Below are 15588 nucleotides of genomic sequence, written 5' to 3'. Positions count from 1 at the left end.
GCCTGCCATGCCGCAAATGAGAGTCTTACTGGCTGACGATCACCCGATTGTCTTGATGGGGGTACGTGAAATTATCGAGCGCGACCCGCGGTTCAAAGTCGTGGGCGAAGCGATGAGTTCGTCAGAACTGATCGACAAAATTGCGCAGCTGCGCCCTGACGTCATCATCACCGACTACAACATGCCGGGTGACGATCAATACGGCGACGGCACCCGCCTGGTGGAGTACCTGCGCCGGCATTTTCCTGAGCCCAGGGTATTGATCCTGACGGTGATTTCCAACCCGCAGGTTTTGAGCTGGCTGTATGAGTTGGGTATCAGCGGGGTTATTTCGAAAAGCGCGGGGCTTGAACAAATACTGGTGGCGCTGGATGCGTTTTATCGTGAGGGGCATTTCCAGCAAGCCCCCCCTGATGGTGCATCGAGTGATGATGTTGATGGCTTAGCGCAGAGGCTAAGCCAGTTGACCGTCAAGGAGTTTGAAGTTCTGCGCCTGTTCGCAACGGGTGTGAGTTTGGGGGAGGTTGCCCAGAGCCTTAGTCGCAGTATTAAAACCGTCAGTACCCTGAAGATTTCGGCGATGCGCAAGCTCAATGTCGATAACGATCAAGCGCTGCTGATCCTGTGCGTCAAGGCCAATCTGTTTGCCTGATTGGCCGGGTTACAGATAGGTTATTTCCATCAACAGCGTTGAGCTGTAGCTGCCAATTGCGGGCAGCTCTGTTCCGGTCTTGACCGGTCGCACGGAGAGCTGGAGTTTGAGCTGTGTGTCTTCGACCGGGAGGACCAGTTGCTCGCCCAGCTTCAAGTCCATCACTCTTGCAGTACTGGTCATGTCACTCAGGCGGGTTTTGAGCCCAAGCCTGTCGAGGGTGGTGCGCAGTGTGCTGCTGTCAAAAGAGCCATTCCCCGCGCTAAAACGTACAAGCACCTGGCTGCCTGTGACGCATTGGAAATCCAGCGCCACATCGGTCCAGTCGGTGATATCCGACTTCAGCGAATTAAGGTTCGTCTTGGGGATATCAATAGTTTGCGAGGTTGGAAAGTGGGCTGTGCACGATGGTTTTGTCAGGGTGCCGCTGACCTCTAACTGAGTGGTGTCCTGAGCGTAACCGGCCGTGCTCAGGCTCAGCGTTACGGCTGACAGCAGCGTTACCCACGGGCTTTTTTTGACGTGCATTAACATCTCACAGGTACTCGATGTTGATAACGGCCGTGGTACTGAACGCGCCTTCGGTCAATGCACCCAATGCGATCAGCTTGGCCTTCAAACTCAGATTCACGGCACCGCTCTGGTTGGTCAGGGAGCGTTTCACCCCGGTGATGTTCGCCGCCGAATTATCACTGTTCCAGAGTAGCGAATAGGCCAGGTTACTCTTGCCCGCGGATGCCTGGGTGGTTGAGCCTGAAACGGCGCTTGCCGCCTTGATGCTGATGTTCAATGACGAATTGCTCGGGCAGCTCAGGGTGACCGGGATATCGATCAAGGGTGCACTGGCGATCTGGTCGTAGGGCAAGCTGCCAAAGTTGGCGCTCAGGGTTTTACTGCTGGTCAGCGTGCAGGGCGGCCGGGTGAGGGTGCCACTTACGTTTATGGTGACCGTATCGGTGGCCGCGAAGGCTGGCGTGCAGGCCAGTGCAGCCGCCAGCGAGAGCGAAAATCTCATGGTCGATCTCCCGAGTTTGATTAGAGATAGGTGATGTTGAGGGTGTACTGGCTGGAGAAGTTTCCGCTCGGCGTGGCGTCAGGGGATATCAGCTTTGGGCGAAAGCCCAGGCTAATAGTGTTCGTGCCCGCTGTGAACGCAAATGTGCGTGGAACGTTGAAGTTCACGGCGGAGTTGTAATCGGCCCAAGTGGCGACCATCAACAGCTGGGGCAGCGTGGTATAGCTGGTACCTGCTGCGCCGGTAGAACTCTGCGTGGGACTCAGGCTTGCAGTTACCTGAGAGGCGTCGGGGCAGTTCATTGTAATGTTTGCGATTTGCTGTGAGGTCGCAAAGTCGTTGCTGCTCAATGTGCCGAATGGCAGGTCCAGGGTGCTGTTCGTCACCATTTTGCAGCCGGGTTTAGCTACGGTGTACGTGATGTCAAATGACTGAAGATGTTCGTTGTAGGTGGGTGAACCGATCATGGTGGTATTGAGTAACACTGCGAGCTCGTATCTGCCAAATCCTGAGCCCGTACGCCCTATGACTAACACTTCATATATAAAAGGCGTACCCGCAGTTAATCGGGTGCAGGTTAATGGTAGGCACACCGGTCCTACGTAGCCGGGCTGTTGTAAAGGGACAATTTTTTGCGAGTTTGTGTGAAAGATAGCTACGTCATCTGCTGAGCCGACGAGGTAACGATTGAACTGCCCCAGTGATGCTCCGCTCGCGAACGTGCGCACTGCCGTGCAATTCGCAGACATGGAAACGCGGAAGGATTCGTTGGGTTGCAGATTACCGAGATTAGTGAAATTCGTCGCTGAGCCGGTCCCGAGCCCGCGACACTCCATGCTGCCTTCAATCGCAAATGCCTGTGGGCAGGCAATGCTAAGGATCAGAAAAAACAGCAGCCCAAAACCGAAAAGTAATCTATTGGGCTTTTTTTGCCGTTGGTTATGCATCGGGAGTGCCTTGATTTTTGTCAGTTGAGGTCAATCGGGCATCGCAACTGATATGCAGTTGTCCGATGCCCGCTTCTGGAAGGGTGTGTGCGTTCAGGTCCAGATCCCTGGCGCACCAGGGCTGGCCGTTGACGTTGATCAGCAGCCGCGCCTTGTCGGGCACGCCGGTCAAAAATACCCGGCCTTTGTCGGCCACCATCGCACTGCTCAGCAATCTGTCGTCAGGGCCGTAGAGCATGGCTTCGGCGGCAAACGGTGCAGGCTTGCCATTGCTTGAGCTGATGGTGAGCAACAGTCGGCGGCCGTTGCGGGTTTCGAAATTGGCCAGAACAAAGGCCCCGCGATTGGGCGTCACCTCCTGAACCAGTTGCTCGATATCGGTGTTGTCCGATAACGAATCGGTATTGAGCGACACGCGGTTTTTACGGTAAGGCTGCGCCGAAGAAATGATCGTGTAGCCGCCGCTGTTGGTTTTAACCCCGCTTTTGGTTCGCACCCCAACGTTGGCGGCGCCGGGCGTGGCAACGATGATGTTGGTCTCGCCCAAGGGCTGGGTGAACATCAGCGTGTCACCGGTGGCGACCAGCGCACCCTCTACGCCGTAGTCGGTCTGGCGCATGTTTTGATCGCTGTTGTAAGCACCGTGCCAAATGGCATTGGCCGCGTTGTAACGGGCCGCCACCGAGCCGCCGAGCACGCGCTCCTGGTCGCTGACTTGCTGATTCACCCCCAGGCTGTAGGACAGGGCGTTGTCTTGAAAATGAGAACCGCCGAACGTGGCCGAGCGGCTGGCATTGCCGCTTGAGTCCTGGTTGGTGCTCAAACCGATGCGGCTGTTGCTGGTGCCCGGATTACCCAGCGGGATGCTCACGCTCAGTGACACGCTGCGCACGTCACTGCCCATGCCGCTGCTCTGCGCCAGGCCCAGGTTGTACGAAGCGCTGCCGGCACTGAAGCTGTAGCCCAACTGCATCGAGGTGTTGCTCTTGGCCATGTTCCAGTAATCGGTTTTGCTCAGGTTGGCGTACATGCCGCCCCAGTCGCCGAATTGCTGCGAGACGTTGGCGCTGAAACTGCTTTTCAGGTGGCCGCTGATGTAGGGGGAAAACACCCCGCTGTCATTGACCGCCTCATCGATATAAGGGGCGAGCGAGTCGTTGGCGCGGGCGTTGATGGCCTCGTTGAAGCTGTAATAACCGCTGGTGGAATAGCGATAGCCAATCAGGCTGAAGTTGGTGTCTGTCAGGTCGATGGATTTGGAATAGCGAAAACGAAACGACTGGCCCGACAGGGTCTCGCTCCCGGGCCCCATGTCATCGCTGATGGCATGGGTCACGTCCAGGGAAATCGCACCGAAACCCGCAAAGTCGTGAGCAAAGCCCAGTAGCGCTGATCGGTACTGCTCGCTGATGACGGTGCCGCCGAATAGGGTGGTGCCATCGGTCAAGCCGCGCCGGTAGGTGCCTTGTACAAAACCGGGTGCTTGTTGATTCAGCGTGCCGTCTGCCGGGCGATATTGCCCCGCAGTCACGGCGTAGCTCTGTTGCCCTTCGCGCAGCATGTACGGCACGGAAGAAAACGACTGGGTGTACACCTGCAATTCGCCATTGGGGCCTTCGATGGTGACTTCGATATCGCCGTTGCCCGAGGTCGAGTACAGGTCCTTGAGGGCAAACGGGCCGGACGGTACCCACTGTTCGCTGATCACGTAGCCGCGCTGGCGCAATGTCACCAGTGAGCGGCCGTTGGCCACACCGCGTACGACGGGGGCGAAGTTGCGCGAATCATCGGGCAGCATGTCCAGATCCGAGGCAATACCCGCGCCGCGATACGAAATAGAGTCAAACAAATCGCTGTCGGTTGAGCTTTCACCGATCGTGGCGATGGCCATCAGGTTACCCAGGTCGCGCTGGACATAGGTGTCCACGGAGTTCCACTTGCCGTCGACGCTGGTGCTTTTTTGCCAGGTCGAGAAGTTGCGAAAGCGCCAGGCTCCGCTGTTGATTCCGCTGCGCACACTGCCGAACTGGGATTGGCGGTTACCGTATTGGGTTTCGAAATGGCTACCGGAAAAGTTGTAGTTGGCAAAGGCTACTTGCTCGCCATCGCTCCAGCCCTTGCGGCGCGTTGCGAACGGCACGCTGCCGATGTACGCCTGGGGCACTTGCAGGTCCAGGAGCTGTTTGTTGAAGTCGTAGTTGTAAGTGACACCGGCGAGGTCACGGTTGAAGTACACGCAATTGTCGACGCTGATATCAGCGTTTTTCAGTCGCGTCGGATCGATGCCCAGATCAGTCATGGCTTCAAGAGAGAAGCAGGGGAACAGGCCGTTGGGGGTCGATGTCTGCTGTGCTGTTTCGCGGATAAAACGCAGGTCGCGTTGCTCTACAAGGCGGTTATCCACAGACAGGTCGACACGGTAAATACCGGGCAATTGCCCTTGGCTCATGGATTTGACCTGCTCGGACACTTCGGCCGTAGCGTTGCCGCCACCAATTTCCAGAAAGGAAGAGTCGAAGCTGTAGCCCGCTTGAACGGCGGTCGTTGTGAAGCCGACAGCACCAAGGATCAGAGTGTTCCAATACTTTTTTTGGCGCGCGAAGGCGCACATGCGCAATCGCAGCATGAGGGGAGTCCTTTCAGTGTTGTCATCCAGTGATCAATGCGCGGTGACGGGGGCGGCCTTGACCGTGCTGCCGTATTCATTGATGTAGCTGAGCACCAGCGTGTCGCTGTTTTTCAGCGGTGTGCCGGTGGTGACGGTGCTGCCCGGCCTGATGACTTCGGGTATGTCTTTGCTGGCGCTGTTGTTGATCAGTAATTCACTGACCACCACGTTAAAACCCGACGGGTTATGCACACTCAGCTTGCCGTTTTCGACACGCCATTGAAGTTGTTCCACGGCTTGCGGCAGAGAGCCTTTCAAGTTGGTGGGGCGATAAAACAGTTTGATCGTGGTCTTGAGCGCAATCTGCAGGACGTTCTTGTTCTTCTGCTCGGCACTCATGGCCGGAATCGCTTTTACGTTGACCAGGAACAGGCTTTCTTTATCGCTGGGAAGGTTCTGCGTGCCGGTGGCAATAATCCGCAAGATGTTCTGGTTGTTGGCATCCAGGCGAAACAGCGGCGGGGTGATGATGAATTCATCCGCGCTCTCATCCTTGTTATCAAATGGACTGACCCAGGACTGCACCAGATACGGTACGTCGTCGCCCGAGTTTGAAAGGCCCAGGTTGGCTTCCTTGTCCTTGCTTTGATACACAACGCGGGTGGAGGCCACATTGACGCCAGCCTGAAGCTGGGGCAGCCAGAAGCCCGCTGCCAATGCCAGAAAGGCTGCAACTTTTAAACGCATAACGGGTGTCCTCGGTTTAACGCCAGAGCTCGCGATTGGCGCGAGCTCTGGCGTTAAACACATGGGTTACTTGTAGGTAACGTCGAAGCTGGCCAGAGCGTTGACTTTACCGGTGCCGATGCCGCGTACGGCTGCGGCTCCCTCAGGTACGGCCGCGGTGTCCGCCACCAGGCGCACATAAGAGGCCGTAAAGTCGAAGGTGTTGGTCTGAGGGCGCAGCACGTAATCGGTGCTGGCTGTGTTCAACGGCAGTTTGCTGCCGGTGCGTGCGTCGTTGATCTGGATGCCTACGCCCGTCACCTGGTTCGCCCCGCTCATGCCCAGAACGGTGTCATCCGTTGCCGATTGCTGGCCGCTGAACTTGATCGAAACGTTTTTCAGGGTGGACGTGCTGCAATTTTCCAGCGAGACCGAGAACGGTGTAGAGCCTGCAGTAGAGCCAACGGTATTGGCAAAGTCGGCGATACGAACCTGGCCCATATCAACCGAAGTCTTCAGAACCCCACTGTTGATGGTGCAGGCGTTGTCGTTGATGCTGCCGGTGAACTCAACCTGACCATCTGCCGCGTGAGCGTTAACAGCTATCATGACCAGCAGCGATGACGCGCACAGTGCGGTGTATTTGCCCATTTTCTGAAACATGTGAGAAGCCCTCTACAAACAAGTGGTGTGTGATATCCATTATTTATTGCTCCCTGTTCACGGCTTGCCGTAGCAGGTGGTGCACAGGATGCAATTTGGAGGAGGCGAGCCCCATCAGACGATTCCTGTTCTGCTTCTCTCTGTATCCTTGGCCTGCAGTTCCTGCCAGCGAAACCAACGGCACTTAATCATGAAGCAAGCAAAGGTACGTCTCGGTGCACTGGCACTGAGTTCAATGAGACTTCACAAACTGATGTTCCTGCTCATATGGCTGGCCCTGTTGCTGGTGAGCATGAGTTATTGGGCGGTTAACCGGGTGCTGCAGGAGGAATGGGAGAAGACCGACTTCGATTTCGCGCGGCTGATGGAAAGCATTCATGAGCACAAGGGGTTCTTGCGCACTGCCGCCCTGAGCTATGGTCAGGCCAGCGACAACTTGTCGATGGATATCAAGCCACGTGTACAAACCGAGTTGATGCGCCAGGGCGATGAGCGTTTGTATTTGAATAGCGACACGCTCAAGTCACTGCCGTTTACGGTGAGTCAGCGTGGCAGTTTTACGCCCGACAACATGCAGGGTGCCTACGCATTCGGGGTTCAATTGACCGACCTTTTTGCGGCTTACTGGTCCAACTCCTACCACTCGGCACCGCAAGTGTTTGTTTTTTCCCCTGCCAATCAGTTCACCATCGCCGTGCCTGGCATCGATGACACGCGCGAGTATGCCTGGCTGTTTAAAAGCAATTTTTTTGAAGTTGAAAAGCGTTTGCACGATGCACTTGTGCCTGCTCGTGATGCGATAAACAGCGAACACTTGGTCTGGTTAAGAGCGCCCCCCGACTTGATCCAGAACCACAAGTACATTGTGGGCGCCATAGGCGTCGATATTTCCCCGCGCTTTATGCCCGCGCCTGACGAAGACGGCACGGTGGTGCTCGCCGCATTGGTGGATGTCAGCGATGTCAGTGATCAAAAGCGCTTGCTGATGCGCCCCACCAACAGTCGTCTGACCCTGATCTCTCCAGCCGGTGACGTGCTGCTGGGAGACGATCCGCAGGTGGGCAAGCTGCCATTGGGCTTGAGTTTTACCCGCGATGGTTTGCGTTTTAAATTGAGCTCCGGTGGCACCGAGCCCTGGATTGGTTTGTACGCGACCAGCTATCAGAACTTTTTCGGCTATGCGATCTGGCCAGTGATGGGCGCGGTCTGTCTGCTCCTGCTGTTTGTATTGATCGGCTGGCGCGTCAACCGCTGGTATCGAGCCCAGATCATTGAACCCGCCCAGCGGGCCAGCCAGTCCCTGACCGAAAGTGAAGAGTTCAGCCGGGTCATGCTCGATAGCGCGCCCGTTGGGCTGTGTGTGGTCGAGCGCGGTACCGGTGTCGTCTTGCTGGAAAACCAGCGGGCGCACGAATGGCAGGGCACCCCAGAACTGATCGCCCTGTTGAAGCGCGATTATGATGCGCAGGAGCCGGGTGAGGTTCAGATTGAGGTGGCGGGGCGTCATCTCCAGGCCTGTTTCGCCTTCACCCGTTACAAAGGCAAGGACGTAGTGCTCTGTGGCTTCAACGACGTTACGCGGCATGTAGACGACGCTAACCTGATGGAGCAGGCACGTCGTTCGGCCGATGAAGCCAGCAAAGCTAAAACCATGTTTTTGGCCACCATGAGCCATGAGATTCGCACGCCCTTGTACGGTGTGCTGGGCAATATCGAGTTGCTGGAACTCACGCCGCTTAATGGGCGTCAGCACGAGTATCTGCAAACCATTCAGCGCTCATCCACCGTCCTGTTCCAGTTGATCAGCGATGTGCTGGACGTGTCCAAGATCGAGTCCGGGCAAATGGCGGTAGAAACCAAAACCTTTAGCCCTCTGGATGTCTTCGAGGATGCCGTGCGCAGTTACTCTGCCGCGGCGAGCAATAAAGGTTTAAAAATATTCGCTTGTGCGGATGCCACCCTGCCGGCTCTTTTGTGCGGGGATGCCGTGCGGATCCGGCAAATCATTAACAACTTGCTGAGTAACGCAATCAAGTTCACTGACTCCGGCCAAGTGGTTCTCAGGCTGAAGGTGACGGATATTGAATCGGGCCATGTGTCGCTGCAGTGGCAAGTGTCGGATAGCGGCGTCGGAATCAGCGAGCAGCAGCTATCGCTCCTGTTCAAGCCTTTTTCCCAGGTGGGTGGCAGCGAGCGTGCAGGTGGCGCCGGGCTGGGCTTGTCCATTTGCTCCCGACTGAGCGAATTGATGGGCGCTAACTTGCGGGTGGTCAGTGAGCCTGGGCTGGGCAGCAGTTTTTCACTGCATATACGCCTGCCCATCGTTAGCGGGTCGCTGGTCAACAGTGCTGATATTGATCTTGATGAAGTGAGTATTTATGTCCACGCGCCGTTCAAGGATGTCGGCCAGAGCCTGATTGACTGGCTAGGTCGTTGGGGAGCGCGGGCGAAGGTGTTACCGGCGTCAGAGACTAAAGACAGCAACGCAATACTTCTGGATGTCGATCCGGATCCGTTGCAGGCGTCGCAATGGCAGGGTGAGCGAGTGATCGCGACGGCGTCGGGCCGCAGCCTGCCCCAAAGAACGTCTCGAGGCTGGGAGGTCAATGCCCATGACATCCGGGCCATTGCCAGAACCTTGATGCAGGTGGCGCGGGGAACCGTACCGGAGGTGACCGCCAGCGTGGCCGAACCTGTTGCAAACATGGCGTTGAGCGTCTTGGTTGCCGAAGACAATCCCATCAACCGGGAAATCCTCAAGGAGCAACTACAGGCTTTGGGCGTTCAAGTGACGTTGGCAGAAGATGGCGTGCAAGCATTGCTGCGCTGGGACGAGGCCTCGTTCGATCTGGTGATCACTGACGTGAATATGCCCAGACTCGATGGCTATCAGCTCGCACGTCGCTTGCGTGAGCTGGATCCGCAAGTGCCGATTATTGGCGTGACCGCCAATGCCTTGCGCGAAGAAGGCGAGCAATGCCTGGAGGCCGGGATGAATGTGTGGCTGGTTAAACCCTTGAGCCTGACAACATTGCGTCAGACCCTGTCAGCCTACTGCCCGCAATCTGCACGGGGGCAGTTACCCGCATTGGAGGTTCCTGCTGCGGTCCTGCCGGCGGATGATCTTGAAGGCTGGATTACGCTTTCGCCGATGATGCAACGGTTGTTTATCACCACCATGCAGGAGGATCTGGCGAAGGCGCAACAGGCTTTGCAGGAAGCCAACACTTCGAAACTGGTCGGCCATGTGCACCGGATGCATGGTTCATTTGCCACGGTAGGCGCCGTCACTTTGACGGCGGCCTGCAATGAGTGCGAGAACGCGTTGTTGAATGAGCCCTTGAGCCTCGAGTCTTCCAGTGGGATCAAGGCGTTGTTGCAGCGCTTGAATAACGTAGTGTCGAGGCTGGTTGATGGGGAGTTGAATCCCGGGGACAAATAAGGGGCGACCGCTCGCTACAAACGCAGCTTGCGGCGCATCTTCTCCACCCGGTCACTGTTCTGCCCCTGCAGCTCCTGGCGTTCACGCAGGGTCGCGATGTAGCTCTCGCGGGTTCGCAGAATATGGCGGCTGAGCAGCGTCGCCAGGGCGCCATATTTGCCCGTCTCGGCCAGCTCGATCATTCGACGGTGATCATTGAACGAACGGTCCGGCTCATGCCGGGCGCGTCGGGCCAGGTGCGTGCGCAACGCCGCGACACGGCCCAGATTTCGTTCGTAGGCATCCACCAGGTAACGATTGGCGCTGTACTTGAAAAAGCTCAAGTGAAACTCAGTGTCGGCGGCGCCATAACTCAGTCGGTCATCCTGCTCCAGCGCACTGATCATCTGCGCCAGGGCGTCACGCATCGCTTGCAGCGTGGCTTCAGGGTTGCGCTCAAGCGAACGGCGCGAGGCCTCGACTTCGAGCGTCACACGGTGCTCGCACAGCTCGACAATATCGTCTTCGCTCGGGCTGAACACGTAGCTGCCGGACTTGGCCACCACGTTTACCAGCCCTTCGGTTTGCAGCAATGCCAGTGCCTCGCGCACCGGCGTGCGACTCACTTCAAAGGCGGCAGCCAGGCTCTCTTCGGAAAGCGCTTCGCCCAAATCCAGCCGTGCCGAGACGATGGCTTCACGGATGTTGTCAGCCAGGCGCACGGCGAGGGATTTTTCTACGGGTTTGCTCATCGGGTCTACGCAGGTTTTCTTCGCCGAGCCATGGCTCAAGGCTGTGGGATCGCCATGATAACGGAACGGCAGCTTTAAACTTGTATACTAGTTGTTGTACCTTAGATTCGTCCCCCAACAATAATATGGACGTTTCCATGGCCTCTACCCAAGCGCTTCAGCCTTCTTCCATGCCCACTTTGCTCGATGCCCTGTACGAGCTTCTCGGTGAGCGACTAAGCACCAGCCGTGCCGAGTGCGAGCAACACGGGCGCGGTGAGTCATACCACCCGTCTTTGCCGCCGGATGCGGTGTGTTACGCCGAGTCCACTGCCGAGGTCGCGGCCATCGTAAAACTCTGCGCAGCGCAGCGGGTGCCGATCATTGCCTTTGGCGGGGGGACTTCACTGGAAGGGCATGTGGGCGCCACTCTGGGTGGGGTTTGTATCGACCTGAGCCGCATGCAGCGAATCATCGCTGTGCGTCCCGATGATCTGGATGTCACGGTAGAGGCGGGCGTCACCCGGATGCAGCTCAATGCCGAACTGCGCACCACTGGTTTGTTCTTTCCGGTCGATCCCGGAGGTGAAAGCACCTTGGGCGGCATGGCGGCCACCCGTGCTTCAGGTACCAATGCAGTGCGCTATGGGACCATGCGCGAGAATGTATTGAACCTCACCGTAGTGCTCGCTGATGGCCAGGTGATCAAGACAGGCGGCCGCGCGCGAAAGTCGGCCGCAGGCTACGATCTGACGCGTTTGTTTGTCGGCTCGGAAGGCACGCTGGGGATCATCACCGAAGTCACGCTGCGCCTTTACGGCATCCCGGAAACCATCTGTGCGGCAGTCTGCACCTTCCCGACGATTGCCGCGGCGGTCAGCTCGGTGGTGTCCATCATCCAATACGGCATCCCGGTGTCACGGGTCGAATTGCTCGATGCGCGCACGGTGCAGGCCGTCAACCGCTTCTCGCAGATGGGGCTGGCCGAGATGCCGACGCTGTTTTTTGAGTTCGCCGGTTCCCCGGCCAGTGTGGCCGAGCAGGTCGAACTAACGCGGGAACTTGTCGAAAGCAACGCGGCACTGGGGTTTCAGGCAGCCGCCGATGCAGATGCACGTAATGCGCTGTGGCGCGCCCGGCACAATGTTCACTATGCGATGCAGTCCATGCGCCCGAATGCGCGGATCTGGAGCACCGACGTATGTGTACCTATTTCGGCGCTGACCCAATGCATTGCCGAAACCGCTGAAGATGTGGCCAGGGTCTCTTTTTTCGTCGGCATGGTCGGGCATGTGGGGGACGGCAACTTCCACTTGGGGTTGGTGGTCGACCCGGATAACGAGGCTGAAATGGCTGAGGCCGAAGCGCTCAATGAGCGTGTGGTAGAGCGCGCTATTGCCCTGGAAGGCACGTGCACCGGTGAGCATGGCATCGGTTCGGGAAAGATAAAGTACATGCCTCTTGAGCATGGTGCCGCACTCGGCGTCATGCGTCTGGTCAAGCAGGCACTCGATCCGTTGGGCTTGATGAACCCGGGGAAAATTCTGCCTGAGGCTTGATGCTCGGCTGGCGGGGGCGCTTTCTCAAATAACGGATAATCGTAAGCACAGGTATTTATTGATCTTTTTTTTATTTGTTGATTGACGTCCCGAGTGTAAAACACGTTTAATTGCACCCTTGCCCAGATAGCTCAGTCGGTAGAGCAGGGGATTGAAAATCCCCGTGTCGGCGGTTCGATTCCGTCTCTGGGCACCACAACACCAAAACCCCTGATGCCTCACGGCCTCGGGGGTTTTTTGTTTGTGGTCGTTGCAGATGTTTGCAAACCCGTTCTGTCCATTCTTGTGATGAACAACCCTTTGTCGCCTCGCCACTCATTACGCCTTTTAGGGTGTCTACTTTCAGTAAGGCGTTGTCCTTACAAAGAGGTGGGCGCGATGAGGAACGAACAGGTGGCACCTGAAACGAAAGGCGTGACGGTCAAACTGCTTGCCGCCATTGACCTGGGCCCTGAGATCGAGGGAATGGCAGGGCGCCAGCTTCGCATGCGTATGGTGACGATTGAGCCTGGAGGCGTTTTTGGGCCGGTTCACAACCATATAGACAGGCCAGGCACCGTCTACATTCTGCACGGAGTGATAACTGACCATCGTAATGGTGTCGCCACGGATTATGGCCCGGGTGTCGGCTGGCCCGAGGACAGGCACACCACGCACTGGCTAGAAAACAGAGGGGCGATTCAGGCGGTGGAGATATCGGTCGATATTGTCAGGCAAGAATAAGCCCGTGTCCGATTTCCGAGTTGGCTGTGCGGGGGCATGGCGTGAGAAAACGAATACCCCAGACACAAGAAAGCCCGCACTAGGCGGGCTTCTTGTACTGTTTATAGACTCATGGAGACATCTGTAAACAAGCGTTTGGTGGCTACACAGGGACTTGAACCCCGGACCCCAGCATTATGAATGCTATGCTCTAACCAACTGAGCTATGTAGCCAATGGCGCGCATTATTCCCTCGTAATGGACATGTGTCAAGCAAATATCTTAAAAAATTCTTTGTCCTATCAACTGCTTAAGGTTTTCCGGCGCTTGGATGGCAATATGTTGTAAAAAAATGGCACATTGAAGCACCTGCAAGCGCGCATTCACCTGATGTCCGGAAACTCTTATGGCTCTTAGCAACGCTCAAACAACAACAAGTACCGCTTCGCAAACCCCTCAGTCCAGCCCGCTCGTCATGCGCATCATCGGTGCCGTGGCGCTGGCGCATCTGATCAATGACTTGATCCAGGCGGTGCTGCCGTCGATCTATCCGATGCTCAAGGCCAAATATGACCTGACGTTTACCCAGATCGGGCTGATTACGCTGACGTTTCAGCTCACCGCTTCACTGTTGCAGCCCTGGGTGGGGTACTACACCGATCGTCATCCGAATCCGTTGCTGTTGCCGGCCGGTATGGTGTGCACCCTGATCGGGATTCTGATGCTGTCGCAAGTCGGCAGCTTTCCGCTGATTTTGCTGGCAGCAGGCCTGGTGGGGGTCGGTTCCTCAACCTTTCACCCGGAAGCTTCCCGGGTGGCGAGACTGGCTTCGGGCGGGCGCTACGGTTTGGCGCAATCAACCTTTCAAGTCGGTGGCAATGCCGGCTCAGCCTTTGGGCCATTGCTGGCGGCAGCGATCATCATTCCCTTTGGCCAGGGCAACGTTGCCTGGTTCGGACTGTTTGCGCTGTTCGCGGTCGGGCTGCTGTATGTCATCAGCCGCTGGTACCGTAACCACTTGAACCTCTTCAAGCTCAAAGCCGGGCAGAAGGCTACCCACGGGCTTTCAAAGCAGCGCGTACTCAGTGCGTTGGTGGTGCTTGGTTTGCTGGTGTTCTCCAAGTATTTCTACATGGCGAGCCTGACCAGTTATTACACCTTCTTCCTGATTGAGAAGTTCGACGTGTCGGTCGCTACTTCACAGCTGTATTTGTTCCTGTTCCTGGGCGCTGTCGCGGCGGGTACGTTTTTTGGTGGCCCGATCGGTGATCGTATCGGCCGCAAGGCGGTGATCTGGTTCTCGATTCTCGGGGTCGCGCCGTTCACCTTGCTGCTGCCCTACGCCGACCTGTTCTGGACCAGTGTTCTTAGCGTCATCATCGGGTTTATTTTGGCGTCGGCATTCTCGGCGATCGTGGTGTACGCCCAGGAGTTGGTGCCGGGCAATGTGGGGATGATCGCCGGTATCTTCTTCGGTTTGATGTTTGGCTTCGGCGGGATTGGTGCAGCCTTGCTCGGCCATCTGGCTGACATTCATGGCATCGAGTATGTATACGGCCTGTGCTCGTATCTGCCGTTGTTCGGCGTGCTGGCCATCTTGCTGCCGCGCACCAAAAAAGTCTAAACGCCCCAGTCGTACCGGCACCGGCCCAGGTGCTGTTTGCCTTCAACCATGGGCTACCTCAACAGTAGCCCCATGGCTGGCAGCACAATCATGCGACTGACAGTTCACTGGCTCAATCTCACCTAAAAGCAGGGCTAACTTCCCTGTTGCGCACCCGTTCAAAACGGCAGTGCTGATATGGCCCATGGCAGCTCTAGCAGTGGGTCGCAATCTTGAGTTGTTCGCGTGCACGAGAGATGCGCGAGCGAACCGTACCGATGGGTATCTCCAGGGCACTGGCCGTTTCTCGGTAGCTGCCCCCGGTTTCCAGTGATGCATACAACGTATTGCGCATTTCAGTCGGCAGCCGGTTGATGGCATTGAGCGTGAGTTCAAGTCGCCGGCTGACCTCGAACTGCCCGCCCGGGTCCTGGGCGCAGTTCTCCTCATGGCACATCATCTCGTCGAACTCGCAATGCACTGGCTTGGCGTACAGGCGGCGAAAGTGACTGCGGATCAGGTTTTGCGCAATGCCGCACATCCAGGTGCTGAGCGCGGCCTGGCCGTTGAAGCGGCCTTTGCTGCGCCAGGCCTCAAGGCAGGTTAATTGAAAAATATCGTCTGCATCTTCCGGATTCAGGACGCGTTTATGAATAAACATGCGCAGTTTTTTCTGGAGCTCTGGCGACAGGTCCAGCGGATCGCATGGGGGGGGCAAAAGGGTAGGCGCTAAAACATCATCCAAGTGATTCATTCTTTATCCTCGAGTGAAGGCTGTCGAAATAGTTTCGACGAGGACCTGCTAAGCATCGCTTGTGCCAATGACGGACAGATTTTATCTGTCTGTTTTTTATGAAAATTTATTGTTGTTCGCGACTTTTCAGTGCTGTTTTTTGCATGGCGGCTTTTTTCTTGTGCCATTTTTTTCACAAAAGATGCCGCTGAACGACCAAGGAACCGT

13 protein-coding genes and 2 tRNA genes are annotated in these 15588 nt (G+C 56.7%); 6 read left to right on the top strand and 9 right to left on the bottom strand.

What is annotated here, in order from left to right:
* Positions 1-7 precede the first annotated feature (7 nt).
* Complete coding sequence (locus BLW11_RS00280; RefSeq protein ID WP_048360203.1) at positions 8-652, top strand: response regulator; 645 nt, start codon at positions 8-10, stop codon at positions 650-652.
* 9 nt (positions 653-661) lie between these two features.
* On the opposite strand, the gene BLW11_RS00275 is transcribed toward BLW11_RS00280, so the two are convergent.
* The 6 genes from BLW11_RS00275 to BLW11_RS00250 all read right to left on the bottom strand — a co-directional run bounded on the left by BLW11_RS00275 (position 662) and on the right by BLW11_RS00250 (position 6611).
* Positions 662-1180, bottom strand: a complete 519-nt coding sequence (locus tag BLW11_RS00275) for a fimbrial protein (protein ID WP_088500151.1) — start codon at positions 1178-1180, stop codon at positions 662-664.
* A gap of 7 nt (positions 1181-1187) precedes the next feature.
* Complete coding sequence (locus tag BLW11_RS00270) at positions 1188-1667, bottom strand: fimbrial protein (protein ID WP_048360158.1); 480 nt, start codon at positions 1665-1667, stop codon at positions 1188-1190.
* Positions 1668-1687: 20 nt separating this feature from the next.
* A complete protein-coding gene (locus BLW11_RS23675; RefSeq protein WP_048360157.1) occupies positions 1688-2614 on the bottom strand; it encodes a hypothetical protein in 927 nt (308 codons plus the stop codon).
* Complete coding sequence (locus tag BLW11_RS00260; RefSeq protein WP_048360156.1) at positions 2607-5240, bottom strand: fimbria/pilus outer membrane usher protein; 2634 nt, start codon at positions 5238-5240, stop codon at positions 2607-2609. The genes BLW11_RS23675 and BLW11_RS00260 overlap by 8 nt, the downstream gene beginning before the upstream one ends.
* Positions 5241-5273: 33 nt before the next feature.
* Positions 5274-5969 carry a fimbrial biogenesis chaperone gene (locus BLW11_RS00255; RefSeq protein WP_048360155.1) on the bottom strand — a complete coding sequence of 232 codons (696 nt, stop codon included), beginning with the start codon at positions 5967-5969 and terminating at the stop codon, positions 5274-5276.
* Between the two features lie 66 nt (positions 5970-6035).
* Complete coding sequence (locus BLW11_RS00250; RefSeq protein ID WP_048360154.1) at positions 6036-6611, bottom strand: fimbrial protein; 576 nt, start codon at positions 6609-6611, stop codon at positions 6036-6038.
* A 235-nt stretch (positions 6612-6846) separates the two neighbouring features.
* Between BLW11_RS00250 and BLW11_RS00245 the strand changes: the two genes are divergently transcribed.
* Positions 6847-10053, top strand: coding sequence for a hybrid sensor histidine kinase/response regulator (locus tag BLW11_RS00245; RefSeq protein ID WP_241486129.1), 3207 nt, complete (start codon positions 6847-6849; stop codon positions 10051-10053).
* 14 nt (positions 10054-10067) lie between these two features.
* On the opposite strand, the gene BLW11_RS00240 is transcribed toward BLW11_RS00245, so the two are convergent.
* Entirely contained in the window at positions 10068-10784 is a 717-nt protein-coding gene (locus tag BLW11_RS00240) for a GntR family transcriptional regulator (protein WP_048360152.1), read from the bottom strand.
* 137 nt (positions 10785-10921) lie between these two features.
* On the opposite strand from BLW11_RS00240, the gene BLW11_RS00235 reads away from it, so the two are divergent.
* From BLW11_RS00235 to BLW11_RS00225, 3 genes are all read left to right on the top strand, one after another.
* On the top strand, positions 10922-12322 hold the full coding sequence (locus BLW11_RS00235; protein WP_048360151.1) for an FAD-binding oxidoreductase: 1401 nt from the start codon (positions 10922-10924) through the stop codon (positions 12320-12322).
* A gap of 120 nt (positions 12323-12442) precedes the next feature.
* Positions 12443-12518 (top strand) — tRNA-Phe (locus tag BLW11_RS00230).
* 182 nt (positions 12519-12700) lie between these two features.
* Positions 12701-13045: a cupin domain-containing protein gene (locus BLW11_RS00225; protein WP_048360150.1), complete on the top strand. Its 345-nt coding sequence runs from the start codon at positions 12701-12703 to the stop codon at positions 13043-13045.
* 136 nt (positions 13046-13181) lie between these two features.
* Here BLW11_RS00225 and BLW11_RS00220 read toward each other — a convergent pair.
* A tRNA-Met gene (locus BLW11_RS00220) sits at positions 13182-13258 on the bottom strand.
* A 172-nt stretch (positions 13259-13430) separates the two neighbouring features.
* On the opposite strand from BLW11_RS00220, the gene BLW11_RS00215 reads away from it, so the two are divergent.
* On the top strand, positions 13431-14648 hold the full coding sequence (locus BLW11_RS00215; protein ID WP_048360149.1) for an MFS transporter: 1218 nt from the start codon (positions 13431-13433) through the stop codon (positions 14646-14648).
* A gap of 193 nt (positions 14649-14841) precedes the next feature.
* Here the strand turns inward: BLW11_RS00215 and BLW11_RS00210 are convergent, their stop codons facing one another.
* On the bottom strand, positions 14842-15381 hold the full coding sequence (locus BLW11_RS00210; RefSeq protein WP_048360148.1) for an RNA polymerase sigma factor: 540 nt from the start codon (positions 15379-15381) through the stop codon (positions 14842-14844).
* Positions 15382-15588: the final 207 nt, after the last annotated feature.

The organism is Pseudomonas deceptionensis, assembly GCF_900106095.1.
In the GTDB taxonomy this organism is placed as follows: domain Bacteria; phylum Pseudomonadota; class Gammaproteobacteria; order Pseudomonadales; family Pseudomonadaceae; genus Aquipseudomonas; species Aquipseudomonas deceptionensis.
This window is presented reverse-complemented; position numbering and strand designations above follow the sequence as displayed.

Excerpts from the sequence above, each read along its gene's own strand:
- BLW11_RS00280 (WP_048360203.1), top strand. The coding sequence starts at position 8 with ATGCCGCAAATGAGAGTCTTACTGGCTGACGATCACCCGATTGTCTTG.
- BLW11_RS00275 (WP_088500151.1), bottom strand. The coding sequence starts at position 1,180 with ATGCACGTCAAAAAAAGCCCGTGGGTAACGCTGCTGTCAGCCGTAACG.
- BLW11_RS00270 (WP_048360158.1), bottom strand. The coding sequence starts at position 1,667 with ATGAGATTTTCGCTCTCGCTGGCGGCTGCACTGGCCTGCACGCCAGCC.
- BLW11_RS23675 (WP_048360157.1), bottom strand. The coding sequence starts at position 2,614 with ATGCATAACCAACGGCAAAAAAAGCCCAATAGATTACTTTTCGGTTTT.
- BLW11_RS00260 (WP_048360156.1), bottom strand. The coding sequence starts at position 5,240 with ATGCTGCGATTGCGCATGTGCGCCTTCGCGCGCCAAAAAAAGTATTGG.
- BLW11_RS00255 (WP_048360155.1), bottom strand. The coding sequence starts at position 5,969 with ATGCGTTTAAAAGTTGCAGCCTTTCTGGCATTGGCAGCGGGCTTCTGG.
- BLW11_RS00250 (WP_048360154.1), bottom strand. The coding sequence starts at position 6,611 with ATGTTTCAGAAAATGGGCAAATACACCGCACTGTGCGCGTCATCGCTG.
- BLW11_RS00245 (WP_241486129.1), top strand. The coding sequence starts at position 6,847 with ATGAGACTTCACAAACTGATGTTCCTGCTCATATGGCTGGCCCTGTTG.
- BLW11_RS00240 (WP_048360152.1), bottom strand. The coding sequence starts at position 10,784 with ATGAGCAAACCCGTAGAAAAATCCCTCGCCGTGCGCCTGGCTGACAAC.
- BLW11_RS00235 (WP_048360151.1), top strand. The coding sequence starts at position 10,922 with ATGGCCTCTACCCAAGCGCTTCAGCCTTCTTCCATGCCCACTTTGCTC.
- BLW11_RS00225 (WP_048360150.1), top strand. The coding sequence starts at position 12,701 with ATGAGGAACGAACAGGTGGCACCTGAAACGAAAGGCGTGACGGTCAAA.
- BLW11_RS00215 (WP_048360149.1), top strand. The coding sequence starts at position 13,431 with ATGGCTCTTAGCAACGCTCAAACAACAACAAGTACCGCTTCGCAAACC.
- BLW11_RS00210 (WP_048360148.1), bottom strand. The coding sequence starts at position 15,381 with ATGAATCACTTGGATGATGTTTTAGCGCCTACCCTTTTGCCCCCCCCA.